At 50.9% G+C, this 26,625-nt stretch carries 19 protein-coding genes; 2 read left to right on the top strand and 17 right to left on the bottom strand.

Annotation, left to right across the window (positions count from 1 at the left end):
- Window positions 1-11: 11 nt before the first annotated feature.
- From SHK35_RS03840 to nifS, 5 genes are read right to left on the bottom strand one after another with little or no spacing between them, the layout of a single operon-like run.
- Entirely contained in the window at window positions 12-1,085 is a 1,074-nt protein-coding gene (locus tag SHK35_RS03840) for a sensor histidine kinase (RefSeq protein ID WP_318708663.1), read from the bottom strand.
- A 28-nt stretch (window positions 1,086-1,113) separates the two neighbouring features.
- Window positions 1,114-1,815 carry a response regulator transcription factor gene (locus SHK35_RS03835; RefSeq protein WP_318702558.1) on the bottom strand — a complete coding sequence of 234 codons (702 nt, stop codon included), beginning with the start codon at window positions 1,813-1,815 and terminating at the stop codon, window positions 1,114-1,116.
- A 6-nt stretch (window positions 1,816-1,821) separates the two neighbouring features.
- A complete protein-coding gene (locus tag SHK35_RS03830; RefSeq protein WP_318708662.1) occupies window positions 1,822-3,501 on the bottom strand; it encodes a glucosyltransferase domain-containing protein in 1,680 nt (559 codons plus the stop codon).
- Window positions 3,485-4,765: a hypothetical protein gene (locus SHK35_RS03825; RefSeq protein WP_318708660.1), complete on the bottom strand. Its 1,281-nt coding sequence runs from the start codon at window positions 4,763-4,765 to the stop codon at window positions 3,485-3,487. The genes SHK35_RS03830 and SHK35_RS03825 overlap by 17 nt, the downstream gene beginning before the upstream one ends.
- Before the next feature lie 21 nt (window positions 4,766-4,786).
- Window positions 4,787-5,950, bottom strand: coding sequence for a cysteine desulfurase NifS (gene nifS / locus SHK35_RS03820; RefSeq protein ID WP_318702563.1), 1,164 nt, complete (start codon window positions 5,948-5,950; stop codon window positions 4,787-4,789).
- Window positions 5,951-6,105: 155 nt separating this feature from the next.
- Between nifS and SHK35_RS03815 the strand changes: the two genes are divergently transcribed.
- On the top strand, window positions 6,106-7,398 hold the full coding sequence (locus SHK35_RS03815; protein WP_318708658.1) for a putative polysaccharide biosynthesis protein: 1,293 nt from the start codon (window positions 6,106-6,108) through the stop codon (window positions 7,396-7,398).
- A 48-nt stretch (window positions 7,399-7,446) separates the two neighbouring features.
- Here the strand turns inward: SHK35_RS03815 and nrdR are convergent, their stop codons facing one another.
- The 5 genes from nrdR to SHK35_RS03790 form a co-directional block, all read right to left on the bottom strand.
- Window positions 7,447-7,896 (bottom strand): transcriptional regulator NrdR, encoded by a 450-nt coding sequence (gene nrdR, locus SHK35_RS03810; RefSeq protein WP_318702566.1) that lies wholly within the window; start codon window positions 7,894-7,896, stop codon window positions 7,447-7,449.
- Window positions 7,897-7,957: 61 nt separating this feature from the next.
- Complete coding sequence (locus SHK35_RS03805) at window positions 7,958-16,183, bottom strand: InlB B-repeat-containing protein (RefSeq protein WP_318708657.1); 8,226 nt, start codon at window positions 16,181-16,183, stop codon at window positions 7,958-7,960.
- A gap of 145 nt (window positions 16,184-16,328) precedes the next feature.
- Window positions 16,329-17,639, bottom strand: a complete 1,311-nt coding sequence (locus SHK35_RS03800; RefSeq protein ID WP_318708655.1) for an ATP-binding protein — start codon at window positions 17,637-17,639, stop codon at window positions 16,329-16,331.
- A 3-nt stretch (window positions 17,640-17,642) separates the two neighbouring features.
- Window positions 17,643-18,371, bottom strand: coding sequence for a LytR/AlgR family response regulator transcription factor (locus SHK35_RS03795; RefSeq protein ID WP_318708654.1), 729 nt, complete (start codon window positions 18,369-18,371; stop codon window positions 17,643-17,645).
- A gap of 139 nt (window positions 18,372-18,510) precedes the next feature.
- Window positions 18,511-18,744, bottom strand: coding sequence for a YlmC/YmxH family sporulation protein (locus SHK35_RS03790; RefSeq protein ID WP_318708653.1), 234 nt, complete (start codon window positions 18,742-18,744; stop codon window positions 18,511-18,513).
- An 89-nt stretch (window positions 18,745-18,833) separates the two neighbouring features.
- Between SHK35_RS03790 and sigG the strand changes: the two genes are divergently transcribed.
- On the top strand, window positions 18,834-19,613 hold the full coding sequence (sigG, locus tag SHK35_RS03785) for an RNA polymerase sporulation sigma factor SigG (RefSeq protein ID WP_318708652.1): 780 nt from the start codon (window positions 18,834-18,836) through the stop codon (window positions 19,611-19,613).
- Window positions 19,614-19,623: 10 nt separating this feature from the next.
- On the opposite strand, the gene SHK35_RS03780 is transcribed toward sigG, so the two are convergent.
- The 7 genes from SHK35_RS03780 to SHK35_RS03750 form a co-directional block, all read right to left on the bottom strand.
- Entirely contained in the window at window positions 19,624-20,643 is a 1,020-nt protein-coding gene (locus tag SHK35_RS03780; RefSeq protein WP_318708651.1) for a VanZ family protein, read from the bottom strand.
- The gene (locus tag SHK35_RS03775) at window positions 20,628-20,909 is read right to left on the bottom strand and encodes a hypothetical protein (protein WP_318702570.1); all 282 of its coding nucleotides are present in this window, start codon (window positions 20,907-20,909) and stop codon (window positions 20,628-20,630) included. The genes SHK35_RS03780 and SHK35_RS03775 overlap by 16 nt, the downstream gene beginning before the upstream one ends.
- A 74-nt stretch (window positions 20,910-20,983) precedes the next feature.
- Window positions 20,984-21,724 carry an RNA polymerase sporulation sigma factor SigE gene (sigE, locus tag SHK35_RS03770; protein WP_318702571.1) on the bottom strand — a complete coding sequence of 247 codons (741 nt, stop codon included), beginning with the start codon at window positions 21,722-21,724 and terminating at the stop codon, window positions 20,984-20,986.
- A 44-nt stretch (window positions 21,725-21,768) separates the two neighbouring features.
- Window positions 21,769-22,596 (bottom strand): sigma-E processing peptidase SpoIIGA, encoded by an 828-nt coding sequence (locus tag SHK35_RS03765; protein ID WP_318702572.1) that lies wholly within the window; start codon window positions 22,594-22,596, stop codon window positions 21,769-21,771.
- Window positions 22,597-22,777: 181 nt separating this feature from the next.
- Window positions 22,778-23,917 (bottom strand): ABC transporter substrate-binding protein, encoded by a 1,140-nt coding sequence (locus SHK35_RS03760; protein ID WP_318708649.1) that lies wholly within the window; start codon window positions 23,915-23,917, stop codon window positions 22,778-22,780.
- Window positions 23,918-23,965: 48 nt separating this feature from the next.
- Window positions 23,966-24,979: an ABC transporter permease gene (locus SHK35_RS03755; RefSeq protein ID WP_318702575.1), complete on the bottom strand. Its 1,014-nt coding sequence runs from the start codon at window positions 24,977-24,979 to the stop codon at window positions 23,966-23,968.
- A 17-nt stretch (window positions 24,980-24,996) separates the two neighbouring features.
- A complete protein-coding gene (locus SHK35_RS03750; RefSeq protein WP_318702576.1) occupies window positions 24,997-26,490 on the bottom strand; it encodes a sugar ABC transporter ATP-binding protein in 1,494 nt (497 codons plus the stop codon).
- Window positions 26,491-26,625: the final 135 nt, after the last annotated feature.

The raw sequence follows: 26,625 nt of genomic DNA, 5'->3' as shown, positions 1-26,625 counted from the left end.
CACATAAGGCATCAATCCTTATTCTCTTTTGTCTGATAAAGGGACAGATACACTCTCGTGCCCTGATTTTCCCTGCTCTCTACCCTGATCTGATTTCCCAGCCGGTCTAAAATCTGCCTGCAAAGATATAAGCCTATCCCTGTAGATTTTTTGTCCATGCGTCCGTTATAGCCCGTAAAGCCTCTCTCAAAAATCCGGGGCAGGTCCTCGGGCCTGATTCCGATGCCGTTGTCCTCCACCACCAGCGTATGGGGTTCCTGCTCCCACAGATAAATGGAGATGCAGCCCGTAGCCGGAGCCGTATATTTGATGCTGTTTGACAGAATCTGTTCGATGCAGAAGCCAAGCCATTTTTCGTCCGTCAGAACAGACAGCCTCATCTCCGAAAGCTGCAGGCGGACTCCCTTGTTGATAAAAAGCACGGCATACTTTTTCACTGCCTGCTTTAACAAGGTGTAAAGATCACACTCCTGTAGGACCAAATCCTGCCCCATGCTCTCCAGCCTCTGATAGTGAAGCACCATCTCCACATACTGCTCCGTTTTGAAAAGCTCCTCCTTTAACAAAAATCTTTCTCTGGAGCCGATTGTCTCCCCTCCTAACAAAAGCTTCATGGCCGCAATGGGGGTCTTGATCTGATGGGCCCACATAAGATAATAATCGCCCCTCGCAGTCTGGGCCTCCTCCTCCAAAGACTGTTTACGTTTTCTTAATTCCTCCATCGCTTCAATCAACCCCTCATAAGCGCCTTCTAAGGGTTTTCTTTTCTCCCGCCACAAATCCGGGTTCCACTCCACCGTCCCAAGCTGTTCCAGATTTTCCCCCGCAAGCAAGAGCTCTCTCCTCTTTGCCACATACCTTTTCCCCGCAAAAAAGCCGGCGGCCAGCCAGAAAAAAGCAGAAAGGGGAATTGCATACAGCAGTCTCGACACCTGTTCCATTCTGTAAAGGGCTCCCACCGCCATAAACAGAAACACTGTGAGGCCATACAGTAAAAGCGCTCCTTTGCATTCCCATACAAAATCAAGCCACAGTCCCAGACTGCTTTCTCCTCCTGCTTTTTTTCTTTTTTCCATTGCCTCCATGCCTTTCTCCATGCTTTTCTTTCATGCCTCAGGAAACCGTAGAATCCCCAGCGCTGCCGCACAGATAACCGATTCCTTTCTTTGTGGAAATAAGATGCTCTGCCCCTGCGCCCTCCAGCTTTTTGCGCAGTCTGGCCATGTTTACCGTCAGCGTGTTGTCATCCACAAAGCACTCGCTGTCCCAGAGACGCTCCATCAGCTCCTCTCTGGATACGATCCTACCGATATTTTCAAACAAAAGCTGCAGGATTTTAAACTCATTTTTTGTCAGCTCCATCTTTCTTTCCCCCACCTTTAGGGAGGCGTCCGCCAAATCCAGCACAATGCCCCGGTATTCCAGCACGCTGGTAGGGCCCCGGAAGGCATAGGTCCTTCGCAGCAGGGCCTGCACTTTGGCGGAAAGCACCTCTAAATCAAAGGGCTTTGTAAGAAAATCGTCTCCGCCCATATTCACCGCCATGACAATGTTCATGTTGTCCCCGGCAGAAGACACAAAGATAATGGGCACCTGAGAAATCTGACGGATCTGACCGCACCAGTAATGCCCGTTAAAAAAGGGCAGCACAATATCCAAAAGCACCAGATGAGGAGAAAACGCAGCAAACTGCGAAAGCACATTGCAAAAATCCTCCACACACGCCACCTGATAGCCCCATTTTTCCAGATGCAGCTTCATGGAACCGGCAATCACTGCATCGTCCTCCACCACCAAGATTTTATATTGATCCATGCTTCTTTACTCACCCGTTTCCACATTTCCGAAATTCACCACAATATACTCCTCAAGCTCCACCACGGAACCCTCTTTGGGCCAGGCGGGTCCATCCTGCATCAGCTCCCTGGCCTGGGCATAGTGCTCCAGATTGCCGTCCTCCGTAAAGGAAAAGCCGTGCATGGACCAAAAGGAAATCAGCTCTCTGTCAAAGCCGTAAAAGGCCGTGGCGCCCCAGTTGATAAAGGAAAGCCTTGGTGTCTCCGCAAAAGCATAGCCCTCCGGGGAATTGTATGTTTCAAAAAGCTCCGGGGAGAGCCCCTCCACTAAAAATTTTATCAACGTGTATTTTTTCGACCACTCAGGACAGTAGGCCTGGCTGATCAGGCTCTCTGGCGTCTGATAGCTGCCGATCACACAGACCGGCTTTGAGGTGTCGCAGTTTGCCTGCAGATAAAGAGCCACGTTTTCCATGGTGCGCTTTGTGTCCTCATATTTCATGGCATCCACATAAAACCATTGATTCATCTCATAGCTCTGACGATACAGAAGCACAAAGGCTGCCAAAGAGGCCGCCGCCCGCACAGGCAGGCGCTTTACATTTCTGATCTCCCAGGCAATGAGCAGAACCGCAAACGCCGTGATCAGGGGCACATATTGGCTGGAGCGGTAATAGGTGGCCACTCTCTCCATCACCGGAAGCACCCAGGGAAGCAGTATAATGCCCGCTCCCGCCGCCAGAACCCAGCCGTCCCGTTTTCCTGCCGCATACCGTATGGAAAAAAACAGCACCACAAGCACTGAGAGCACCAAAACCATCACGGGAAGGTATACCACCGCGTTCAGATAGTATTTCACAAAGAAATCCTTCAGCACATAGACGAGCTCCTCCCTTCCCTGGGGTGAAAACCAGGAGAGAATTCCCTCCAAAATCTCCGAAAGCCCTCTGTCCTCCAGCACATGCTTCTGCTCCTCCAGGTGAAATGCCGCCGTAAGAAAACCAGTCACCGCCGCCCGCAAAAGCATCCCCAAAACGCACGCTCCAAGCACATTTAAAATCCACGAAAGGGGCTTTTTTTCGTACTCCCTGCAGTCCGTCACACGAACCAGCCAAAAGGCCATCACCATTCCCATCAAAAATACAAGCATGAAGGACTCATAAAAGCCCGCAGCCACAGCGGCAAAAACTGCGCACAGAAAAATCCGGAAAAAACGCTTTTTGAAAGAAAGCCTGCCCCCGGCGCGCAGGCTCTCCATCCCCATAAGCACCGCTGCCGCACAGGCCCCATAGCCCAGAAACAGGCCGTTTTGCAGATACCATACCGCCACCTCGCTGATCATGGGGCTGGAAAGCATGGCCGCTGCAGCTATGGTATAGGCCCACACAGATAATCTCTCTCCCAGAATCCGATAAAAAACCACGCACCAGAGGGTCACGGACAGGCAGAAAAAAACAAGCCCCAGTGCCTCCACAAAATAAGGATTATAATCCAGGGGAAGCAGCTTATTGATCAGATACAGGCACCACCGCCCGGTGGCAGGTGAAACACCATCCACAAAGTAAACCTTAAAGGCGGTATCGTCGATACCCACCGTAGGATTGAGAAGCAAGGTGCAATAGCTTAAGGCCATCATCAGGGGAATCCCTATGGCAAAGCATTTTCTGCTCCAGAAATATTTGATATCCTTAATCAGTTCTGACATAATTTTCAATTCCTTTTCCAAAAGCACAGATCAGGGCAAAGACGCTGACCGCAAATATTTTACAGGTATAAATCCAATGCTGCCCGGAATGATTCTGGGTAAAAAATATCCATATAAAAGGCAGAAGGGCCGGGAGAAGAAAGGGCAGCATATATTTTACACTGTCCATCCTAAAACCCTTGCGGCATCCTGCAAGCAGGCCAAACAGCCAAAGCGCTATCCCCACAGCAGGCAGATAAAATCCCCAATTATCGTAAACGCTCAGATTCTGCTTAAGAACGGACAAGAATCCTGACAGGATATTCTGGTCTTGCGCAGTCTCCGTTCTGGCAAGCAAAGTGTTCCAGCCATCCAGGATCACATTCCCTCCCACAAGCAGATCTGTCATCACCCATTTCATTGCCCAAAATCCCCCGTATCCAATCATCCAAGACAAAATAAAAGCAAGTGCTTTCACAAAAGCCGCCTTCGGCTTATCGCTGCTCAGATATAGAAAAACGCACAGGGGAAAGCCTAAAGTCACCAGCGGATAAGTCAAAAAGTCAAAATAAGCTGTGGCCATTCCCAAAAGCAGGAAAAATTCCCAATACCAGCCCCTGCTTTCCATTTTTTTGTGAAGCCCAAGCTGCACAAGCACCGCCCCGCACATGATATAATAACAAATACTCAGGGACAGAGAAGTATACAAGGTCACATAATACAAAAACGGCAGGGACAGCAGGAAAGCCGCCCCCAGCATTTTTCTTTTTCGAGCCGCGCATTCCAGACAGACAAACCCCGCCAGGGCAAGCTGCAGTGCAGAGGCTCCAATCCGGATGGAGCCCAGCGTAGTAACCGCAAGAAGGGGCTTTAGTACCACAAGATATCCATGCCAGTATCTTGCATATTCCACCTCTCTTGGCTGCTGTACACCCTCAAGATAATCCACCAGGGAGTCTCCTGCCGCCCAGCCGTCCCCCTGCCCGCTTTCTTTGCGGTACATATACAAAACCTGCTCCAAAAGAGAATGCTCCTCATTTTGATAAACAGCGTTTTCCAGCATCAGGCAATCCGTAAAATTCCCTGTAAGCGTGGCCGGGTAGCCGGAAATCATCTCTGAATCTCCAAATTCATCCTCCAAAAGATACAAAGACTGCCAGACATGAAGCCTCATGGGCTCCAGCGGAAGGCAGAATACAAGAAGAAGAGCCAAGAGGCCCACTATGCTTCCAGCCAAGATAAAAAACACACTATGAAACGCTTTTTGGACTACCGTTCTTTTCAAACTCCCTGTTTCCTTCCTTAGTTACTGCAAAAAAGAATCTCCTGGTTTTCTCATTTCCTGGAGCCTGAAAACGCATTCTTTCACCTTCTCCACAGCCGCGTCCAGCTCCTCCTTTGTGTTCTCCTCAGACAAAGTAAGACGCAGGGCCCCCCTTGCCTCCTTCTCGCTCAGTCCAATGGCCAGCAGCACATGGGAAGGGTCAATGGCGCCCGAAGAGCAGGCCGAGCCTGAGGAAGCGCAGATTCCCTGCATATCCAGCATAATAAGCAGGGATTCTCCCTCTATTCCCGGAAAGGATATATTTACATTGCCCGGAAGCCGCAGCTTTGGGTGCCCGTTCAGCCTGCTGCCCGGTATTTCCGTCAGCAGTCTCTCCGTCAGATAATCCCGCAAAGCAGTTTCTTTCGCGGTCTTTTCCTCCATGATCCTGACCGCTCTTTTTGCCGCCGCAGCAAAGCCCACAATCCCTGGGACATTTTCTGTTCCTGCCCGGCTGTTTCTTTCCTGCCCTCCTCCGTGCACAAAGGAACGAAGCCTGGAGCCTCTTTTGATGTAAAGGCATCCAACGCCTTTGGGTCCGTTGAGCTTGTGCGCACTTACACTCATCAAATCGATTCCCAGCTCCTGTACCTGCACCGGCACCTGGCCATATGCCTGCACCGCGTCTGTGTGGAACAAAATCCCCTTCTCCCCGGCCAGAGCGCCGATCTCTGCAATGGGCTCCAGGGTGCCGATCTCATTATTTGCAAACATAACGCTGATCAAAATAGTGTCCGGCCGCAAGGCTTCCTGCACATCCTGTATTTTTACCATCCCATACCGGTCCACATCCAGATAGGTAACCTCAAAGCCGCTCTCTTCCAGGGCCCTGCAGGTGTTAAGCACCGCAGGATGCTCTATCCTTGTGGTCACGATGTGGCGTCCTCTGCCGGCCAGGGCCTTTGCCGCCCCTTTTATGGCCCAGTTATCCGCCTCCGTGCCTCCCGAGGTAAAATAAATCTCATCCGCCCTGGCTCCCATACTCTCTGCGATGCTTTCCCTTGCATCACTTATCGCCCGCTTAGCGGCAGTGCCCATGGAGTATATACTTCCCGGATTTCCATAATTTTCTGTAAAAAAAGGCAGCATAGCCTCAAGAGCCTCCGGCGCCAGTCTGGTGGCAGCCGCATTGTCCAAATATATCATAAAATCTCACCGTTTCCCGCAAATTCAAAATTAATATAGCATCGGCCAATCAGTTCTGTCAACTGTCCGGGCGGCATATAATGACAATGAAATTATAATGAGGAAAAGCTTTTCTTTGGTGTTATATGAAGCAAGGCAAAAGACACCCTCTTATCATGGGTACCTTTATTCTTACCATTACAGGCCTGATCAGCCGGATCATCGGCTTTTTTTACCGCATTTATCTCTCCAGACTGTTTGGAGAGGAGGGAATGGGCATCTATCAGCTTTTAAGTCCCGTTCTTTCCCTTTCCTTCTCCCTGACTGCAGCGGGATACCAGACGGCCATCTCCAAATTTGTGGCGGAGCGTTCTGCCAAAGAAAAAAGCCCCTCCTTCAAGCCCATGCTGGCAGGCATGAGCATCTCCATGCCTCTGTCCTTTTTATGCTGCGCCGTTATCTTCTTTTTCTCCGACTTTATCGCCGCCCGCCTGCTCTTAGAGCCAAGAACCGCTCCCATGCTGCGGATTCTGGCCTTCTCCGTGCCTCTTTCCGCCGTACATTCCTGTGTGAACGGTTATTTTTACGGCATCAAAAAGGCGGGACTGCCCGCCTTCTCCCAGCTTGTGGAGCAGCTCACCCGGGTGGGCTGTGTGTACGCAGTATCCGCCCTGGTTCTTTCCCAGGGAAAGACACCCACCATCAATGTGGCGGTTGTGGGGCTCACAGTGGGAGAATTCTTCTCCATGATCGTGTCTGTGGTCTCTATTTACTGCTGCTGCTTTCAAAAGCGTGCCGGCTCTGTCTCTGCCCCCGTGGGCGCCATTTACAAAAGTATTCTTGGGATGGCGCTGCCTCTGACCGCAAACCGCATTGTGCTCAATCTTTTACAGAGTGTGGAGTCCGTTTCCATTCCCGCAAAGCTTCGGGCATACGGCTACGACACCTCCACCGCCTTAAGCGTCTACGGCGTTCTGACAGGCATGGCCATGCCGCTTATTTTCTTTCCAAACGCCCTGACAAACTCTGTGGCTGTGCTTCTTCTGCCTCTTATATCCGAAAGCTATGCGCTGGGAAATCTGCAGGCAGTGCGCCAATCGGCTCTGCGCACCATCAAATACTGCTGCCTCCTGGGACTTTTTTGCATGTGCGGCTTTGGACTGTTTGGAAAATGGGCGGGCAATGTACTCTTTGGCAGTCCCCTGGCGGGGCATTTTATTACCACTCTTGGCTTTATCTGCCCTTTTATGTACTTGGACACCACCCTCTCCAGCATCCTTCAGGGGCTGGGCCAGGCCGGAAAAATTTTTGTCATGAATGTGATCTGTCTCTTTGTCCGTCTTGCCTTTGTGTTTTTTGCCATACCGGTTTTTGGCATCACAGGATATCTGTGGGGCATACTGGCAAGCCAGATTTTGCAGAGTCTCCTTTATCTGGGATGTCTCCACCGCTTTTTAAAACACACTTAGGGCCCTGTCCTGCACCCTTTGTGCAGCGGCAGAGCCCTTTTGCATTTCTCATTTCAGAACATTTTTTAATTCGTCCATAAAGGTGTTGATATCCTTAAACTCTCTGTACACAGAGGCAAACCGCACGTAAGCCACCGCATCCAGATCCTTCAGCTTATTCATCACAAGCTCCCCGATCACCTGGCTTGGAATCTCCTTTTCCTCCAGATTGGAAATCTCGTTTTCCACCTCATCCACAAGTCTGGTCAGCTCCTGTGCGCTCACCGGTCTCTTGTGGCAGGCGCGAAGCACTCCTGCTTCAATCTTGGAACGGTCATAGGTCTCCCTGTTGTTATCCTTTTTGATAATAATAAGCGGGATGGTTTCTACCTTTTCATAGGTGGTAAATCGCTTTCCGCACTCATCGCACACACGTCTGCGGCGTATGGAATTATTATCCTCTGCCGGCCTGGAATCAATCACCCGGGTGTTATCATGACTGCAAAACGGACATTTCATGAGCGTTCTCCTTTTTTTCTGACATTCCTTGGATTTATTATATTTTGTTTATTAATTTATGTCAACTTAAATCGTCCTCCTTAGACGCCTCCACGTTGTGGAAAAAAGCCACAGCCGCCCCGATAAGAAGCATTCCCGCCGCCCCGGACAGCCAGTCAAGGACACAGGTGCCTGCTGCCGCAAGCAAGGCAGACAGCACAAGGCAGACGCCCATGACAATCCACACATAGGATTTCTTGTGCCTGTAAACAAACACAGCCGCTATCGCTCCCAAAGCATCCGCCGCCAGAATCAGCCAGTGCCAGAAGCAGTCTGCAATATCCTTCCCACTGCTGCCAAGACCCACACCATCGCCGCCGTCCAGGCCGGTAACAGGACTCTTTTCCAAATCTCCCTCAGGCTCTGAGGCCGTATATAGCAAAGCGTAGGTGGAAAACAGCCCTGTGCGGATGGTAACCGTTCCCGCCGTCTCATCCATATCCTCCAAAAGCTCACAGGTTCCCTCGTGATTCCGAAGCACCCAGTATGTCGTCTGCTCCTTTGGCAGCTTTGGGGGAATATCCAGTACAATCTCCAATTCCTCAGATGACTCCCTTAATTTCTGCCATTCCCCTCCTCCTACTTTTTTCAGCAGAGAAATGTCAATGTAGGAGCCCAGCGTCAGCCCCTCTATCTGTCTGGCATAAGAAACCGTCTCTTCCTCCATCTGCCGTTTATCAGTCTCAGGCACTTCTGTAATCAGCTTCGTAACCACCAGACGAATCTGCGCATCCTCACCATTCTGAACCAGCTGCTGCTCCTCCTCAGTGAGCGCCGCCTGCAGCACCGTGTCAAAGGTATTTAGGATTACGCCAGTGATCACATCCCCCTGGCTCTGTCCCTGTTCATCTATGGATTCCACCGTAATCCGCACTGTCCCCTGGCCGTAGGATGCCTGCATGGGCTCTTCCACCGGCTTTCCAACTGCTTCTTCATAGGAAAGGATGCCTCCTTGGGACGGCGTCTCTTCCACGGCCGGTTCCTCCTCTAAATCCTGCGCGCCAGACTGCGTCTCGTTGTTATCTTGCGCCTGTCCGCCGTCCTGCGTCCCATTGTTATCTTGCGTCTGGCCGCCGTCCTGCGTCCCATTGTCATTTTCCGTCTGGCCGCCGTCCTCGTCCTCGGTCTCTCCGGGAGCCTCCGGCTCCTCTTCCTGTCTTGTCAGAACACGCACAGTCACTGTAGCAGCGTTCCCTGCCTGATCAACGGCAGAAATCACATAATCTCCTTCTCTCACCTCCGGGTCTAAAACCAGCTCTCCGCTTTCCTCCAGAGTGATCTCTTCTCCGTTCACGGTAACCTTTTCCAGATAGCTGTCCGCAATCACCGCCGTCTGCTTCTCATAATAGGTCTCTCCATCCGTCACGCCGGTGATGGATGGCGGCGTCAGGTCAAGCACCAGCCCGTCAGAACCTGCGTAGGAAATATTTCCTGCCTGGTCCTGCGCTTTTGCATAAATCACATACTGCTTTTCCTCCTCTATGGAGAAGGTTCCGGCATACGGGGTCCATCCCGTGAAGGCCTCCAGCTCCTCCAGACTCATTCCCTCCTCCGACAGGTAATAAGATACTTCCTTGATGCCGCTTCCCATATCCCGGGCAGTGATTTCCACATCCTGGGTATCCTTGAAAAACAGACCAAAGGTAATGGTATTCAAAAGCTTTTTCCAGACAGAATCCTGAATGGAAATGGCAGCCTCCGGCGGGGTAACATCCCCAACTCCCGTTACCTCCACACGCAGATCTCCGGTAATGCCGGTGATCAGATACGCTCCCTCCTCCGGCTCCGTAAGGCTGCCCCTCGTGCCGTCCTCTAAGGAAACGGCAAAGTCCTCCATCCGGGAATAGCCCTCCAAAAGAGTAAACAGGAGCATTACGCTTCCATCATGGCCCGCCGTCCCGTCAAAGCCCTCCGCAAATTCCAGGCTGTAGCCCGTCTGAGCATCCGGCAGCGTCACCGTATACTTTCCTCCCGGCGCAATGGTCACTGTGACAGGATCAGAGGGCTTATATTCCGCCGTCTCTTTAAACCGCACCTGGTATTCTCCGTCCGAAAGGCCGGATAAGGTTCCTTCCGCAAACCGGTCCGCCGGAAAATCCTGGTACGCTCCTTCCGTTCCCGCACGATACTCCATGGCGTCAAAATCAAGCCCGTGCATCTGGCCGTCGTTCTTATTATCTATGGTCTCATCGGTGTGGGTAATGCCCTTTGGAGTCTCCCTGGTCTTTTTCTCCACCGCTTCCGTCTGCGGGGTCTCCAGGGTGCCCATAAACAATCCCGTGCCCGCAGCCTGTGCCAAAATGCCATAGCCGAAATCCTCTGTGGTCAGCTGGTAGGTGTCGCTGTCCGCGCCGGAAATCTGCTGTCTGGTCCCTCCGTCGTCCACCCGGTACCACTGCCAGTCCACTGTCGCCCCGTCCGGAGCAAGGCCGCTGTCATTTACCGTAAGGACACTGCCGATAACCGCATCCCCCTCTATGAGAATAGAACCGGACAGATACGCCCGCACCGCCTCCGTGGGCTGGGACACAAGCTCTCCCTTAAAATCCTGCGCCGTCACGCGCACCCCAAGCTTTTTGCCGATATCTGCGTCTGTCAGGATGTATGTGCTTTGCTCCGCTCCTTCTATGTCCTGATTCTGCTGGGATGTATCCCCCGCATAATACCACTGGTACTGCAAAGACGCTCCCCCAGGGGTACCTGCTGTCTGGGCGGTTAAGGTGCTGCCGGAAACAGCAGTTCCATTTATGCCAGCTGTGCCGGTGATGCTTTCCCGGGAATAATAAAGATCAATCTCAAGGCTCCCGTCAGCAAGCACCTGTGCCTGCTCCACCGTGCTGCCGTCCACCCTTCCCAGGGCATAGGCACAGCCCGAAATACTCTGTGAAAGATCGGCCAGGGTCAGCATACCGTCCGTTATGCCGTCGGTTTTTTCCTCCGTTTTGAAAAGAGTATAATTGCTCTGGTCATAGGGCTGCTCTGCCCCATCCATATTCTGGGTCCAGTGACGCACCACATACCTGGTATCCTCATTTGGCGTCCACCTTGCATACAATGTGGTATCCATCCCGATTGTATCGGTAAAGCTCCACTTGCTGCCGTCCACCGTCTGGGTAAACCATCCGGCAAAGTTATAGCCCTGTTTTTCAGGCTTTGCCGGCTCTGTCAGCGTTCCCCCTGATATCACAAGCTGGGTCTGGTCATTGGTGCCGTTTTGGGCTGCAAAGACCGCCTCATACACCGTCACCTCTTCCCTGTCCGTCTCCCCTGTGCCGCTTTGAGCCACAAAGGCATACGTACCCTTTTGGCTGACAGTATACGCAGCTTCCTTTGTGCTTCCCGTGCCGGAAGGATCAGCCGTTTCCGTCAGTTCTTTTATCTCAGAGCCGTTTACCGTGGTCTGACCGCCGGAAATGCCATATTCCGCCTTTACCGTAAGCTGTAAGCCCTGTTCCTTGGAAACGCCTGTGGTCTGGCCGGATACCATCAAAACAGGCTCTTTGGTGTCTATCCGGATGGGGCCTGCAAAGCCCTCCGTCCAGTTTCCTTCCCTTTGAGTCTGGGCGGTATTATCTCCCGCCTTGTCATATACCTTGTAATACACATACCATACGCCGTCCTGGGAAATAGTTACGGTTTGGCCCGCCGGGTTCAGAACCGAAAGCCCCTCTGTGGGAATCTCATCCCTGGAAGCTACCACCTTATAATATGCCTCTCCCACACCGCTTTGGCTGTCCGTGGGAGTGAGGGTAATAGACTGAGCGCTTTCCTCCCAGCCTGTGGGAACGCCGGATACCGCCACTGTGGGCGCCGTCAAATCCAGCTTATCCACCGTCACCGACGCCGTATTGCTTCCGCCGTAATCCTCATCCAACACCGTCACTGTATAGGTGCCGTTTTCTGTGGCCAGGAAGTTTCCAGACGCCTCCTGGGAGAAGGTAAGTCCCCCCGGCTCCGTCACCGTATAGTTTTTATTCGCATAATCCGAAAGCTGCCATATCAGGGTGGGCAGGTCGTTGGTCCACTGGGTGGGTGCGCCGGTGAGGGTAATCTTCGGCGCATGGGTGTCCACTGCCGTCTGGGAAATCACCAGATAAGGCTGGGACGTAACAGAATAGGTATGCCCTACCTGATCCGTCACCCGAATGTGCAGATATTTGGCAGCTTCCGCAGTTTCCACCGCAGTGTAGGCCAGCACGTCCGTATTTAAGTCTGCAAGGGTCTCCCACGAGACAGGCTCTGCGGCACTGTCCGTCCAGGCATACTCTGCCTTGCTTACTCCGGATTCCCCGTCCCCAAAGGAAATGGGCAGAGCAAGCTTTGTATAAATCCCCGCCCTGGGGGCTTCCACACTGTCCGCCGTCAGGCCGCCTATGGAAGCCCATGGAGCGTTCAAATCAATCTTTTCCACCAAAACATTTTCGGTGATGGTCTGGTCGCCTGCCGTGAGCTGAAAGGTGTAGTATCCATTTTCCGTCACCGTGACGCTGGTATCCGTTATGTTCAAATTCGTCCACGTTGTCCCGCCGGAAGCCCGGTACCTGAGAGAAGCATCCGTTCCCGATGCGCTGGCAGTAATACGAATCTCCCTCTCCCTTGCCCAGCTTGTGTTGTCCGCCGAAACCGTCAAAGCAGGGGGCTCACTGCCCGGGACAGGGCTCTCCTTTGTGCCAAAATCTACTTGAGCATATTGGTACGATGTGGCTCCTGTAGTGTCATAGGTGCCGATCACATGGAGATACCATTTCCCATTGCTTTGGCCGCTGCCGGCCTCCTTGCGGATGGAGAGAGAGACGCCTGCGCTTCCCTTTGCGGCCGCCAGCTCTTCGTCGCTCATCTCCACCCAGCCCTCTGCTGGCATAGCTGTAGAATCCGACCACACATACCGCAGGCTGCTGGTCTTACTCTGATCCCCGGTTACCGTAACCACCGCCGTGCCGGTTCCGTTTGCAATACCCTTTCCCGCAACTGTAAAGGAGGGGACAGAAGCGTCCACCTTGGCATCAGTGGAGCCATTGGCAGCACCCGTCTGGGTCCCCGTGGTGTCACACATGTCCTTGATATTTTCCCCTCCGGTCATGCCGGTTACCTTCAAGGTTTCTTCGGGGTTTGCCGCCACAGTGCCAGTAAAATACAGCACGTTGGTATCCGCGCCTCCCGCATAATATGCCTGTCCCCAGGAAGTAGCCAGATAGGTGTTCTGGGCAGTCATAGTGCTGTTTTGGCTGTCCACAATCTCGTCAAAAATCACGGACACCGTAAAGGAATCCCCCACCTTATACAGGCCTCCTGCCATAGGGGCAATTCCCAGGACCTGGGGCTCTCTGCCGTCGTCAATCAAGGTGTAGTCCGCAAAGCTCGTCACGTACCATCTGTCATAATCTGCCCCGCTGGCTGAAAAATAGCTGTACACCGTATCCTGGATGGAAAGCCTGGCGTAATAGCTGCCGTTCCTTTCTACAATACTCCCTGACGCTGCGTTGTATCGGTACACCGTTCTCTTTCGGTCTTCATTATTTCCTGTATCTATACCACTATCTGTCCTTAATGTAGGAAAATACTTGGTTGTGTCGTCGCCCTCACCCAGCTGGAAATTTGCCGTCCAGATGGCTGCTCCTGCCACGCTGTCATTCAGGGCAATCGGGTCGTCGGTATAGCTTCCCGCAAGCTTTGTCTCAATCCCCGCATTGTTAGGCGCATGGTTGCCCATCCAGGCATGCTCCCAGCAGTCTTCATCCTCATGTACCCCCATCACATATCTGTAGAGATAGGAGTCCGCCGTATTGAGGATATAGGCCGTCTCTGCGGAATACCTGTCCGCAACATTAGCGCTTGCGTTAAAATTATGCTTTTGGGGATGGGTGTTCTCATCCCTGTCAGACACCCAGTAAATATCTCCGTCTCTGGTATCACTGTGGTCCGTCACCCACTGGAAAGCGCTGCTATAATCCGTGCTCTTTCCGTTCTCCACAGTATAGATGCTTCTGTCCACCTTATAGGCGTCTGCCGCCGTCATGGTGCGCACGGCGGTTTTTTCCGTCTCCAGGCTTCCTCCGCCGGTAACACGGTACAGCTCTACGGAATACGTCCTGTGAGTGTTGGAATAGGCGGTAGCCGTCTTGCTTGTGCCGCCTGTGCTGTAAGCTGCATTAGCGCCGCTCTCGCTGACGGTAATGGTCTTTGCGGTCTCCCCTTCCCCAAAGGTAAGGGTACCGGCATTATGGGTAAAATGGGTGCCTCCCACCGCGGAGCCGTTCACCGTCCGGTAATACACCGTCTGGCTTCCTGCCGTCCCGCCGCTTCTGGTCACCGTAAAGGTATTGTCTCCATTATTTTGTATGGTGAAGGTTCCGTAATCCGGCAGCCCCAGTCCTGCAGTGAGCTCCTCACTGTAATAGGTCACATCGTCTACAGTGACAGCGTAGGCTCTGGCGTAATAGGTCACACCCTCCTGCAGTTCTGCATGCACACTGATGGTGCCGTTCGGCTCCGTCACAGGGGAAGCAGTGGCCGCCTTTCCATTGTTCAGGGTAAGGGTAGGATTGTTCATCACACCCCACACAAAGCCGGTCTCCTTAAGGGCCTCCGACCCTGGCTCCACCAGGACTGCAGAAAAAGTCATGGCGCTCTCATCAAAGGACAGACTTGCAAATTCCACCGGCCTGGCCACCACGCTGATGAAAAGGGTCTCCTTCGTCACATTCCCCGCCTTATCCGTAACGGTGACGGTAAACGCCACGTTTCCCGCCTTCTTTGCGATGTCCGCAGGAAGGCTGATTTCTATGGTGCACTCCTCCACAGGCTCATTGTCCGTAACAGTCAGTGCATTCTCCACCGCAGCCCGCACCTCTTCATCGGATGTGCGCGTCAGCACCTGCACCTGATTATAGCCAATCTCCGGCGGCTGCACATCCTTCCACTGGGCGGCAAGGTACAGTATCTGCCGGAGAGAAAGTGTGTCTCCCGGCTGATAGGTTTCGCTTCCGTCCCTGTCCTTCCACCCCTGGAATTCATACCCCGTGCGCGTGGGCCTGCCGCTGCTTAAGGAGAGTTCCTCCCCTTTCCATGCCTCCTGGACTGCAGGCACATTCCCGGCGTCCTCACTGCTTCCGTCATAATGTACTGCCAAAGGCCCCTGGAACAGGGCGGTAATCGTATTACCCCCATCGTCCGATACCTGAATGGTGATTTCGTCCCCATTTTCCACCTGCACCTTGTAGCTGTCCGGATTTAAGGTAACGGTTCTATTGTCAAAGGAAAGGGTCACGGTATAATCCTCAGAATCCTCAGAGCCGCAGTCCTCCAGGTCGTTTAAGGCCGCGGATACGTTTTCCTGGGTCAGAGTGGCTGTCTCATAAGTATAGGCGTACAAAGGCCCGCAGTTTTGCGCGCCGCCGGCCCAGCAGAAATACCGGTAAGCCACAGGATTTTCGGTACCCGGCACCGCGTAGAGGCCGCCGGAGGGACAGGTGTCAAAGCCCTTTCCCTTGGTGACCACATCCACATAGACCCTGACCTGGGCGTCCTCCCCATACCATCTCCTTATATAGCGGCTGGAATTATTGCTGTCTTCTTTCGCCGTCAAAATAGCCCCGGAGCCCAGCATGGAAACCGCGTCCTCCGGTCCGTAGACGCCGTTTAAAAAAGCATAGGTCACACCGGGAGTAAAGCTTGTGGTTTCCACAAAATTGTAATAGATAAAGGCCTGGCCTGAGCCTCCCGTTTTTCGCAGGGCAACGGGCTGCTCTGCCGTCTCTGCGGGAGACGCAAGCAGACTGTAGAAGGCAGGAGCCAAAATCGTCTCCCCTGCAGCCGCAGCCTGTATGCCTCCCTGCAGCTGTGACATCAGATACTGCAGCCTCTCGTTTTGCTCATCCTCCTGTGTCATAGCGGCTGTAAAATTTTCATAGGCCGCCGTCAGGGAGAGCCTGGTATTTTCGTCCATGGAAAGGATGGCATCATAAATCCCCCCGTCCTCCACTCCGGGAAAATAATCTGAGAGAATCGTCCCAAGAAGCGCTCCGGCAGGCGTCTTTGGAAGCGTTTGTCCGGCAAGGTTCCCGGAGGACACATCCCCCGAGGATACATCCGGCACATAGCTTTCCTGGGGCGATGCCCCGGATGCGGTCTGCTCCGTCCCCGAATTCTTTTCTGCAAAGGCGTTTATGGTGCCTGTCTGTGCTGCAAGCAGTGCGGCGATCAGTACGCACGCCAATATTCTTCCCTTCTGCTTTTTCATCCTTTTCATAGAATTTCTCCTTCTCTTTTGTCTGACACATGATGTATGCAAATTCTGATCAGTCTTTTAAAGTAAAGTAATTATAGCAAAAAGGAGCATTCTTTTTAGGACTTTGGAACCATCTGCACTTTTTTCGGCACAATTTGCAGATCTTCTATTCAGCCTGCTTTTCCGGAATCTGCAGCAGTATCCTCGCCACAAACTCTCCGCTCTCTACAGTAAAATCCGCCTCCCCCTTATACTTTTTTACACTGCGCAGAATACTGGAAATCCCGATTCCGCCGCCATCCTTCCTCACTGGAAGCCCATTTTGAAAGCTGATTTTTTCTGGGCAGGTATTGGAAATTCGTATGGCCAGCTTGTCCTGCTTCTGCTTCAGATATACCGAAATCCGCTTCTCTTCTCTGCCAGATTCTTCACAGCCATGAATTGCATTTTCCATGGCGTTTCCCAAAATAGCAATAAAATCGTTCTCTCTGATTTTTGTCTGACGGGAGCAGGCCACCTGCAAATCCACCCATATCCCCTTTTGCCTCGCTTCCCTTACATACGCCTCCAGAATACTGTTCACTGTAAAATTTTCACAGATTCTTTCATAAGCCTCTCCGGCATACTCACCTTCCCGCTGCTTCAAATAAGCAAGAAGCGCTTCCATCTCTCCCCGCCTTACATACTCTCCAACCACCAGATCATGATGCCGCAGATCATGGCGGACACGCCTGGTCTCCTCCACCTGCTTCTGCATCAGAGAAAGCTCTCTCTTTAGCAGGCTGGCGTTTAACGCAGTCAGCTCCATTTCCTTCTTCTCCTCCATCTCCCGCTGCATCAGGTATAAGGTATACAGCATAACCAGATGGGTAAGAAAAAGAAGGGCGCATATGCAGAAAAACAAAATCTGCTCCCTGGTTCCCCGCAGGGGGATCAGGGCCGGGCGGGTGGCATAATACAAGGTCAAAGCATTTCCCGCAACAGATATGATGCAGATTCCCCACCACTGGGTTTTCAGATCATCCGAAATTTTGCGGAAGGGTTTTCGAAACCACTTAAGATACACAAACGCCAGCAGACCAATGTCAAGGGTGCGCAGGCCCACATCCACCCAGGGATTTCCGTCAAAAAAATGCTCTGCCGTCAAAATACCTGCCACAATCATAAAGAGCAGCACAAATATCTGTAAGGATAAATTATAGAGCACCTGAAAAAAGTGATCCCGGCTTAACAGCTGAAACAATATGGCGGACTTTGCAAAGATAACCATAGTACAATATTTCCCAAAACTCTCCGGCGCAGCCAGCACCCACAAAGTGCCTGCCAAAACGCCGGTAAGCACAAAGATTCCATAGCAGAGACAGGTCTTTTTCCAGGACAGCCTCGGTCTGTCCAGACATAGAAACAGCAGACAAAAGCCCAAAATCTCAACCAGATTTCGAAATACGGATAAAAGCGGCGTGATTCCCAGCGTCAACTGTCATTCCTCCTCACAATAGTACTGCAGATACTGCTTTTTTAAGGACTGGTAAGTTCCTCTCGGCAGATAGATTTTCCTTCCGGTATTTAAGCTGAGCTCTCTTGCGTTCAGGCTGTCAATATACCCCAGATTCACAATATAGGCAGCCCCCACCCTTACAAACTCTCTGTATGGAGCAAGCATGGAGGAAAGCTCCTTCATTGTCATATGCACCATAGGCTGTGCTCCGTTTGCCAGAAAAAGGCACTGGGACTTGCCCTGGGCTTCACAAAAAACAATGTCCCTCAGGGCCACACGCCGCAGCCTGCCGTCAATCCGAAACAGCAGATACTTTTCCCTCTCCTTTGCTATGGCGCTCAAAAGCCGGTTAAGCACCGAAAAAAACTTCTCCTGCTCTATAGGCTTTACCAGATACTGGGCCGCATCCACGTCAAATGCCTCCAACGCATGCTCCTTAGAGGAGGTGAGAAATAATATCCTGCTTTCGTTTCCCATATCCCGAAGGTCTCTGGCTGCTTCCATTCCTGATTTTTCCGGCATATAAATATCCATCAGCACCAGGTCCGGGAGATAACCCTCTTCCCTGACCGCAGACAGCAGCTTCCGGACGCTTTCAAAACGTTCTATGAGAAGGTCTGTACCGGAATGCTCTTTACAGTAAACCTCCAGCATATTCTGTACCTTATCCAATTCTGTCCTCTCATCATCGCAAAGAGCCACCTGATACATGCTGCCATCTCTCCTTATCTGTCTGATACCCTGTTGTCCAATCCCCTTTTCTCATTTATTTATCCAAAAAATAGGACTTTTTTCCTAATAATTGTAGCATATGGCCCAAATATCCGCAAGTATTGACAGTGCACTATGTCTAGCAATTTATGTCAACCAAAATAATGTCCGGCCCTATCTGCCTGATGTCCTTATAGGGAATGACGATATCCGGCTCACAATTCAAAAAGCCCAGCACCCTGCTGCAGCCCGGCACCATAATTTTGCGGATGCAGCCGCTGCACTCATCGAATTCCAGATCACAGACCTTTCCCAGCTTTTTGCAGTCTCTTATGTTAATCACATCCTTGCATTTAAGCTCAGAAAAAAGCATTTTCTCCGCCGCCCTTTTGTTTTTTTCATGTATATGCAAAAGCACCTTCGTAAATACTAGCAATACATCATTTTAAGGAGGCAGCGACAATGGCACAGGGTAAAGTAGAAATCTGCGGAGTAAACACCTCCAGACTTCCGCTCTTAAAATCTGCGGAGAAGGAAGCACTTTTCAAGCGAATTGAGGAAGGGGATTTAAAGGCCAGAGAAGCCTATATTGAAGGGAACCTGCGGCTGGTATTAAGCGTGATCAAACGCTTTTCCTCCAGCAATGAAAACGTGGACGATTTATTTCAGATCGGCTGCATTGGCCTGATCAAAGCCATCGATAATTTTGATTCCTCCCTGAACGTAAAATTTTCCACCTATGCCGTACCCATGATCATCGGGGAGATCAAACGTTTCCTTCGGGACAACAATTCGATCAGAGTTTCCCGTTCCCTAAAGGATACTGCCTACAAGGCCATCTACGCGAAAGACGCCCTCACCCGGAAAAATCTAAAGGAGCCCACCATTGAAGAGATTGCAAGCGAGGTGGGTATTTCCAAGGAGGATATTGTTTATGCCATGGACGCCATTCAAAATCCTATGAGCCTTTACGAGCCCATCTTTACCGACGGCGGCGATACCCTTTATGTGATGGACCAGATCAGCGACAAAAAGAACAAGGAGGAAACCTGGGTGGAGCATCTCTCCTTAAGCGAGGCCATGAAGCGGCTCAATCCCAGAGAACACGAGATCATTTCCATGCGCTTTTTTGAGGGGAAAACCCAGATGGAGGTTGCCCAGGCCATAGGCATCTCCCAGGCCCAGGTTTCCCGGCTTGAGAAAAACGCCCTCCGCACCATGCGCGCCTATCTCAGCGCATAAAAGGGGCCGGCTACTCCTCTTGGCCGGCCAGAAAATCAAATAATTCACTTAAAAAAACATACACGCAGCCTCCCACGATAGCGCCGCAGATGTCTATGGCGATATCAAGCGCCCTGCCTGTTCTGGAAAAGACATATTTCTGGAGCATTTCATCCAGAACGGCGATAAAGCCGCACAGAATCACTGCGTAAAAGAAATTCACCACCTTGGCACGTCTCTGCTTCATCAGCTGATAGCCGAAGCCGAACACCACAGCAAGGGCGGCATACTCAGAGGCGTGTGCAAGCTTTCGCAAAAGGGGATTCATAAATTGGATTACCGTGGAGGCCTCCCCGCTGTCCAGGCCAATGTGCAGCCACTGATCCACCGTCCTTACCACAAAGGAGGCTGCCCGCATACTGAAGGCATTGGAATCGGCTGCGCTTTCACTGGAAAAGGCGAATATCCCCAGAATCATGGCCGCCATTGCAAGCACAGCCAGAATGATATACACCAGCTTTGCCCGTTTTGGCTCTGTGCGTCCCTCGCTCAAAACACACCGAAACAAAATATAGCCCAGCACAGCCCCCAAAAAATTTGTGAGAATATCATCAATCTGAAAATATCCTCTTCCTGTGGCAAGCTGGAGGCATTCGATGGCTATGCTGGAAAAAAGCCCTAAACCCGCACATACCCAGAATTTTCTCGCCGCCCGTATGGCCCAGGCGCACACAAAGCCATAGGGAATAAACAAAAGTACATTTTCCACCACATAGGCGTTATTTCTTGCGTTAATTCCCCAGGTGGAAAACAGCTCCAGGTCCACGCCCCTTCTGCTGCCGCTTTCCCGGGAAAAAAAAGTAATGAGCAGAATGATGGCCGTGTACATAAAAAAGCTTGTGACCGCAGCCACAGAAATAGGCTTTTTATGTCTGCGCACCCTGCGGTCATTTACTGCGCTGAGAATAATGGCCACCACGATTCCCACTACCAGTCCATAGGGAAGGTACCGAAACACGGATGCCATATCCCTGATTATATATTCTCCCATTTATCCTTATCCTCAAATAATCTGTCGTTCATCCAGGCCACAGCGTCTGTCACCCCATCCTCTGAAAAGTCAAAAAAAGCGCTTGTCTTTAACTCCTGTGCCGTGCAGAAAAAGTTAAAGGGCTCCGGCCAGACTGTAACCTTCAGTTTTTCTTCTCCCTGGTCATTTTGGGCTTTCTCCAGACGATAGCGCATTCCCTGGTGACAGCCCGTATATTCTGTTTTCTTCAAATATTCCATTGACAAGATATCTTCCCGCTGTATCATTTCCTGCACCGCCTGCTTTTGTTTGAAAGCCGCCGAAAGACGGCTGTGATTTCCAGTATATACTATCCGTCCTGTTATTGCAAATGGTTGCTCATTTCTTTTTTCAGCTGGCGCATGATCTTTTTTTCCAGTCTTGAAATATAGGACTGGGAAATTCCCAAAAGACTGGCCACCTCCTTCTGGGTCATCTCCTGCCCGTCCAGGCTCCCCAGTCCGAATCTGAGATTGATAATGGTTTTTTCCCTCTCCGACAGCTTTTCCACCGCCCCCATCAAAAGCTTGTGCTCCACCTCGCTTTCCAGGTTGCGGTAGATCACGTCCTCATCCGTCCCCAGGATATCTGACAAAAGCAGCTCATTTCCGTCCCAGTCCACGTTTAAGGGTTCGTCTATGGACACCTCAAGTCTGGTCTTGTTATTCCTTCTTAAGTACATTAAGATTTCATTCTCAATACATCTGGAAGCATAGGTGGCAAGCTTGATTTTTTTCTCAGGGTTAAAGGTATTGATGGATTTGATCAGGCCGATGGTTCCAATGGAAATCAGGTCCTCCACCCCTACGCCCGTATTGTCAAACTTTTTTGCTATGTACACCACCAGCCGGAGATTGTGCTCGATCAATATGGATTTGGCTTCATCCTCGTACTCTGTTCCCAGATCGCTTATCACCTGATTTTCCTTCTCCGATTCCAAGGGCGGCGGCAGCACCTCCGCCCCGCCGATATAATGGATATCACCCTTTTTATGCAGCAGAATATTTTCCCTTCGTATCATCTTAAGCTGCATTTTTCCCGGTATTACAACCTTAAATATCATACTGATACCTCCTGGACCATTTTTACTTCTTTTTTTCTGGAGCTTCAGCCTGCAAGAAGCGCAGGGTTAAGAATCATTTTTACCTGTCCCCCCAAAGCCTCTTCCCCGCAGAGCTCTTCGCTGACCGCAACATAAACGTCTCTGCACAGCTTCACCTCGCCGTCTATTTCTATCTTAAGCTCCGGCAAAAGATAGCCTTGCAATATCCCCCTCTTTTTTCCGATGCTGTGGTAGGGAATGGCCCTAAAGCCCTCCGGCATATCCCTCCACAGGCTTTGAAAAACATTTTTTTCAATGATGGAAACCGGTTTCCCGCTGATGGGCTCAATCAGGCTGTTGCCGGAGTCCATAAGGGCCGCCACCGTCATTTCGTCCCCCTTTCGTATGAGCGTGGCTTTGCAGAGACAATGACTTTTTCTTTTATCCGTAAAAAAGCGGGACAAAAAAAGAAAGCCTGCCCCTCCCAGGGCCATAATGCCAAAGCAGTTGACAAGACCTGCTTTAAATCCAGGAAGAAAACGGATCAAAAACAGCAAAATCCCGCCCATAAAAAAAGAGTAGACAAACAATTTCCACAGAGCTTTGCCAAAGGCCCTCACGCTGGCCGTCCGAAAGGCAATCAAAATCATGCCTCCTGTTCCCAGAGACACACCCAGGGCCAGTCTAAGCCATATTGGCCCTGGCAGCAAAAACGGCAGGAAGTAAGACACCGCACCGAAGGCTGCCGCTCCAAGAAGCCTCTCCGGCGTGGCCGGGCTTAAGGAGGTACGGCTTACCAGCATTAAAGGATACAGGTTCATCACAAAATTGACCAGCAGAAGGCTGTCAACATAAAGCTCGTATTGCATTTCTATCACCCTTTTCACAATCATTATAAGGTTCATAAGTCATGGAATTTGTCAAAAGAACGATGGGAATGGAAATTTTTTCCCGATGGAATTCGACAAAAAAAGCCCTGAGCGGGCTTTTTTGCAAAGCATGGATTGCCATGTCCAGAATTGCCGCTCAGAGCTGATTTGAGACTTCCTATTCTGTTTTATATTTCAAATAAGGTTAATCATAAAGGTTGGGAGCAATATCGGGATCCTCCATGTTTTCAGCGGTATACCACTTGCAGCCGGTATCAACATCGGAAACCGCTTCTCCTTTGGCTGCCTTGACGCAGAGCTCAACAGTCTTATAGCCAATCTGAACAGGATCCTGTGTAACGGCTCCCGCAAGCTTGCCTTCCTTCACTGCGGCCTTGATCTGTGCGCCAGAGTCAAAGGCTACGCCTACAACATCATTGCCCAGTTTTCCGATATTCGCGTCTCCATTGATGAGTCCTTCACCTGAAAACTGATTGGAAGCATAAATACAAATGGTGTCCTGCTTGTTCAGAAGATTCTGCGCGTCGATAGCGGAAAGGGATGCGTCCACAGAGGCAGGCACCACTACTTCTATAATAACATTGGCGCCATCCACAGGATTTGCCCACAGGTCGTGTCCTTCCACGGATACAACCTTGCCGTCTGCTTCCATCAGAGATTTGATTTTGTCAATAAAGCCGCTTCCCCGGTTTACAATGGATTCCGCCGTGGCATCCTGGCTCATCACGCCGATTCTTACGGTGTCCGCAGCATTTGCCACGGTATCGCTGATCAGAGCATAGGTTTCCTCCCCTGCAAGCTCTCCCGCCGCATAATTGTCGGTGGAGGCATTGGCTACGATTGCGCCTTCCGGAGCGCCGGGCACGCCGGAGTCAAAGCCTACGATGGGAATTCCGTTTGCCTGGGCGGTCTCGATGCTCGCAAGACAGGATTCCGTATCCAGGGCAGCCAGACCGATTACCTTGGGCTTGTTATTGATGGCATTGTTCAGCATCTGTACCTGCTGGGCATATGCGGACTCATTGTCGGGACCCTGGAAATCTATTTCCACACCATACTCCGCTGCGGCCTCATTTGCCCCCTGGTACACCGCCTGCCAGAACTGATGCTGGAATCCCTTGGAAACCAGATAGATTGTCCCGATGTCGCTGTTGTCCACAGCTTCATCTGCCGTCTCAGAGCCCTCTGCCGCAGTCTGGGTTGTTTCAGCCGGCGCTGAGTTCTGTGTGGTTTCACCCGACGTCTGCGCTGCCTGTCCACATCCGGTGAACATAACGGTAGTCATTGCCGCCGCCAGCAAGATACTAGTAATTTTTTTCTTCATTGCATACCTCCCTTAAGATAAATTATTTATTGTATATGGATACTCTCCTTATACTCTCTTTTTCTTGTTACGGTTCCACACATCAATAAACACTGCGAATACCAGAACGATTCCCGTTGCAATCTGCTGATAATGGGTCTGCAGCCCGATAAAGGGAAGCCCAGTCTTTAGCACCGACATAATAAACACGCCGATCAATGTGCCGGAAATTGTTCCGAAGCCTCCGCTCATGGACGTTCCGCCAATGACTACCCCCGCAATGGCATCTAACTCCATTCCTCCGCCTCCTCCGGGAAGGATTGTGGAATAAATCGCTGCATATGCCAGCCCGGCCACTCCTGAGAGCATCCCGCTCAGCACATAGGCCAGTGTTCTGTATTTCGCAACGTCCACCCCCGAAAGCCGGGTGGCCTCATAATTGCTTCCCAGGGATACGATATAGCGTCCGGGCCTGGTCTTATTCAGAAGTATGGCCGCCAGAACTGCAATCACTATAAGCAGGATAAAGCCTGTGGGAATAATCACACCGTTTATGTTCATCTTAAAGATATTCCGGAACCATCCGTTTTCTGTTCCCGCCTGGGGCCAGGTAATGCTCTGGGCTCTTGTAAATACGGAGCCAACGCCCTTGGAAAACATCATGGTTCCCAGGGTTGCGATAAAAGGCGGCAGCTTCATATATGACACCAGTACACCGTTTACAAGGCCAAAAAGCGTTCCGATCAGAATACATACCACCAGCGCAATCACCACCGGAACATTATATTTTGTCACCAGGGCTCCCGCCATCAGCGAGGAGCACATCATCACCGTACCGATGGACAAATCAATGCCGTCCGAGGTAATGGCGAAGGTAACGCCGATTGCCATCAAACCAATGTAATAGGATGCCTCAAAAATGTTGATCAGGGTGGAATAGCTCCAAAAGGATCTGTTGATCATGCCAAAAACCACATAGAGCACAATCAGAGCCAAAAGCGCAATCAGCTTCTGCGTCCCCACCTTTTTCAACAAACCATTTTCCGCAACGGCGCTCTTTTTATTTTTTTCCGAATTAGCCACTTTTTTTCCTCCCTTTTCTAATCACGCAGAGTCGCCGCGTGCATAATTTTTTCCTGAGTAGCCTCCTCTATGGGAATTTCACCGGTTTTGTGTCCCTCGCACATCACCAGGATCCGATCGCTCATTCTCAGTATTTCCGACATCTCCGAGGAAACCATGATAATGGATTTTCCCTGACTCACCAATTCGTTCATCAGATTATAGATCTCGCTTTTTGCTCCCACATCGATTCCTCTGGTGGGTTCGTCAAAAATCAGAATGTCACAGTCTCTGGTGAGCCATTTTGCAATGACTACCTTCTGCTGGTTTCCTCCTGAAAGGCTGACTACCGGCGTATCAACGCCCGGCGTTTTTGTTTTCAGCTTTTCCACGTATTCCTTCGACTTATCATCACATTTTTTTCTGTCGATAAACAGTCCCTTTAAATGTCTCTCCAGTGCAGCCAGACATGTGTTGTCGGATACAGATTTCTCAAGCACAAGTCCATAGCGCTTTCTGTCCTCCGACAGATAGCCGATTCCAGCCCTTACCGCATCCTTAGGGGAATGGATTTCCACCATTTTCCCGTTTACGTATATCTCTCCGCTTTCAATGGGGTCCGCCCCGAACAAGGCTCTGGCCGTTTCTGTTCTCCCCGCTCCCATAAGTCCCGCCAGTCCCAGGATTTCTCCCTTTCTGAGCTCAAAGCTTACATCCTGTACCATTTTTCCCGCGTTCAGGTGCTCCACCTTCAAAACCACCGGAGCGTTGTCCTTCACATTGCTCTTTTCCTTGGGCTTTTCAAAAATGGTCCGGCCTACCATCATATTGATAATATCATCCTTGGTACACTGCTTTGTAATCAGCGTCCCAACATATTCCCCATCCCGCATTACCGTTACTCTGTCGGTAATCTGCTTAATTTCATCCATGCGGTGGGAAATATAGACGATTCCCAGCTGCTTCTTTTTCAGATCCCGTATGATTTTAAACAGCTCTTCGATTTCAGTGTCCGTGAGCGCAGCCGTGGGCTCGTCAAAGATAATTACCTTCACCTCCCTTGAAATAGCCTTTGCAATCTCACACATCTGCTGTTTTCCCACTGTGAGATTATCTATCACCTCACAAGGGTCAATCTCAATGTTCAGTCTTTGAAACAGCTTTGCCGCTTCTTCGTTCATCTTTTTGTCATCTATGATTTTTCCATTCATGAACTCCCGGCCTATAAAAATATTTTGTGCCACTGTCAGCTGGCCCATCATATTGATTTCCTGGTGGACAATGGTGATTCCTGCATCCTGAGCCTCCCTTGGGCTCAAAAACTCCACACTCTTTCCCTCGTATATGATCTCTCCCTCATCCTTTTGGTAGATCCCTGTAAGAACCTTCATAAGCGTTGATTTTCCAGCGCCGTTTTCCCCCATAAGCGCCAGCACCTCGCCCTTTCTGACTTCCAGGTCCACTCCGTTTAAGGCATGCACGCCGGGAAATGATTTGTGGATTCCCTTCATGGTCAATATAACTTCATTCAACCTGATACCTCCCTGCCCGTCTAATCAGACATCCGTTCATCTGCTCTTCTCCTACATTATAATTTTGGCGCCGAACCCATTGAATAGAATTTCTTGCCAAAAAAGGTTAAAAACTTACCGGCATAAGTTTTTAAC

This window comes from Candidatus Acetatifactor stercoripullorum (assembly GCF_944382095.1).
Taxonomy (GTDB): domain Bacteria; phylum Bacillota; class Clostridia; order Lachnospirales; family Lachnospiraceae; genus Acetatifactor; species Acetatifactor stercoripullorum.
This window is presented reverse-complemented; position numbering and strand designations above follow the sequence as displayed.

Coding starts and splice junctions, on each gene's coding strand:
- nrdR (WP_318702566.1), bottom strand. CDS start 7,896: ATGAAATGTCCGTTTTGCAGTCATGATAACACCCGGGTGATTGATTCC.
- SHK35_RS03795 (WP_318708654.1), bottom strand. CDS start 18,371: ATGTATCAGGTGGCTCTTTGCGATGATGAGAGGACAGAATTGGATAAG.
- SHK35_RS03775 (WP_318702570.1), bottom strand. CDS start 20,909: ATGATACAGCGGGAAGATATCTTGTCAATGGAATATTTGAAGAAAACA.
- SHK35_RS03760 (WP_318708649.1), bottom strand. CDS start 23,917: ATGAAGAAAAAAATTACTAGTATCTTGCTGGCGGCGGCAATGACTACC.
- sigE (WP_318702571.1), bottom strand. CDS start 21,724: ATGATATTTAAGGTTGTAATACCGGGAAAAATGCAGCTTAAGATGATA.
- SHK35_RS03780 (WP_318708651.1), bottom strand. CDS start 20,643: ATGGGAGAATATATAATCAGGGATATGGCATCCGTGTTTCGGTACCTT.
- sigG (WP_318708652.1), top strand. CDS start 18,834: ATGGCACAGGGTAAAGTAGAAATCTGCGGAGTAAACACCTCCAGACTT.
- SHK35_RS03815 (WP_318708658.1), top strand. CDS start 6,106: ATGGGTACCTTTATTCTTACCATTACAGGCCTGATCAGCCGGATCATC.
- SHK35_RS03830 (WP_318708662.1), bottom strand. CDS start 3,501: ATGTCAGAACTGATTAAGGATATCAAATATTTCTGGAGCAGAAAATGC.
- SHK35_RS03805 (WP_318708657.1), bottom strand. CDS start 16,183: ATGAAAAGGATGAAAAAGCAGAAGGGAAGAATATTGGCGTGCGTACTG.
- nifS (WP_318702563.1), bottom strand. CDS start 5,950: ATGATATATTTGGACAATGCGGCTGCCACCAGACTGGCGCCGGAGGCT.
- SHK35_RS03840 (WP_318708663.1), bottom strand. CDS start 1,085: ATGGAGGCAATGGAAAAAAGAAAAAAAGCAGGAGGAGAAAGCAGTCTG.
- SHK35_RS03835 (WP_318702558.1), bottom strand. CDS start 1,815: ATGGATCAATATAAAATCTTGGTGGTGGAGGACGATGCAGTGATTGCC.
- SHK35_RS03790 (WP_318708653.1), bottom strand. CDS start 18,744: ATGCTTTTTTCTGAGCTTAAATGCAAGGATGTGATTAACATAAGAGAC.
- SHK35_RS03765 (WP_318702572.1), bottom strand. CDS start 22,596: ATGATTGTGAAAAGGGTGATAGAAATGCAATACGAGCTTTATGTTGAC.